Annotated in this window: 1 protein-coding gene; it reads right to left on the bottom strand. The window is 63.5% G+C overall.

The genetic code is table 11. The annotated features are described in order from the left end of the window. Window positions 1-154: 154 nt before the first annotated feature. Complete coding sequence (locus C0Z19_RS27640; protein ID WP_102613007.1) at window positions 155-1,405, bottom strand: integrase catalytic domain-containing protein; 1,251 nt, start codon at window positions 1,403-1,405, stop codon at window positions 155-157. Between the last annotated feature and the right edge of the window lie 96 nt (window positions 1,406-1,501).

Below are 1,501 nucleotides of genomic sequence, written 5' to 3'. Positions count from 1 at the left end.
GAGTATTTTCCAATCCTGAGAGGAGTCTGAACCGGTAGGTGGTGTGGGGGTTCAGGGGTCGCTGTATCTCTATCGGAAAGCGGGAGTTGTCCACGGCCGGCACGGCGGTGGACAACTCCCGCCCGCGGATTATGCCGCAGCCACCCGCAGCGGCTCAGGCTCGTTTGCGACGGAACGATGCGAACAGGTTGCGGCGCATGTCCTGAAGCTGCTGGGCGGCCTGGGAGTCGGTCATAGCCATGGCAGTGTCGCTAAGGGTCTGGGCGGTGACGTCGGGCTTGAGGTACTGCTCGAAATCCGGGATCGAGCGCAGCCGGTCCCACGGCGTCATGATCTGCTCGGTCGGGTAGCTCTTGCGGATACGCCCGCGTGCATCCACCTTGTCCACGGCGAAGTAACAGGGCCGGTGAAAGTTCAGGTACGGATTGAGCGCCTGTTCGTGGAAGCGGTTGATCGCCGCGGCATGCCTCTGCGGGATGTGCCCGTAGCCGATGAGCTTGCGAACGATCGCGCCGTTCTTGCACTCGGCCAGTGCGTTGTCGTTGGTCTGGCGCGGGCGTGAGCGGGTGAACTCGATGCGCAACTTCTCGAGCAGGCCAGCCACGTCGCGATTGATGTACTCGCTACCGCCGTCAGAGTGAAAGCCTCGCACCACGAACGGAAAGCTCTCGAGCATCAGCGCGATGACCGGCAACAGATACGCCTCGCTGATGCGCTCGACGGCGGCCACGACCTCCCATTGCGTGACGATGTCCACCGCGTTGACGTGATAGACGCCCTTGACGCCGTCCTGGTCGCCCTGGTGGACCGTATCGATACGGATATAACCGGGCAGGCCGTTGGGCGCCGGCGCCTTCCTCACGGCGATCTGCACCGGGCTGGGCCGCGTCTTCGTCCATGTGAGGCGCCGCTGGCGGTACGCTTGGCCTGCGCGCAGGTTGTATAGGTGCGACACTGAAATGTGCGACAAGCGTTCGTAGCGTGCATCGCCATACACTTGGCAGGCCCGCCGCGCCAGCGCCCGCGTGGCCGCCCCCGAGAGCGTGTCGTGCAGGCTGTCCAGTTCGACCAGCAAGGCGACATCCTCGTCCGTGTAGCGACGTGGGAATTGGGTGCGCGTGCCGCGCTCACGCTGCTCGAGCGTGCCGCTCTCGCGGTACTGCGCAATGAGCCGAATGACGTGGGCACGTGAGTAGCCAGAGACCCGCTGCACATAGGCGAACAGCAGGCCGCGCTCACTGCGAGGTCGCCGAAAATAGCCGAACCAACGCAGCGTGCGCTCAACGAACCGCCGCCGTTCAGCCTCGTCCTGAACGACGTTCAACTCAACGTCGCAGATCCCTGCCAGGAACTCCCGGACCTGCCCGATCGTCTCCAGCCTTGTCGTATTCATGTCGATCACCATCCCGCAATGATCGACCCCTAAAAACTTCCCGCTCAGACTCCTTTGCCGTTGGAATCACGCCACCCCGCCCAGACTCCTTTGCCATTGGACAAGGCT

Origin of the sequence: Trinickia soli, from assembly GCF_002879855.1 — a bacterium.
Lineage (GTDB): Bacteria > Pseudomonadota > Gammaproteobacteria > Burkholderiales > Burkholderiaceae > Trinickia > Trinickia soli.
Note: the sequence above shows the minus strand (reverse complement) of the source record. Positions and strands in the feature narration are given on the sequence as shown.

Excerpts from the sequence above, each read along its gene's own strand:
- C0Z19_RS27640 (WP_102613007.1), bottom strand. The coding sequence starts at position 1,405 with ATGGTGATCGACATGAATACGACAAGGCTGGAGACGATCGGGCAGGTC.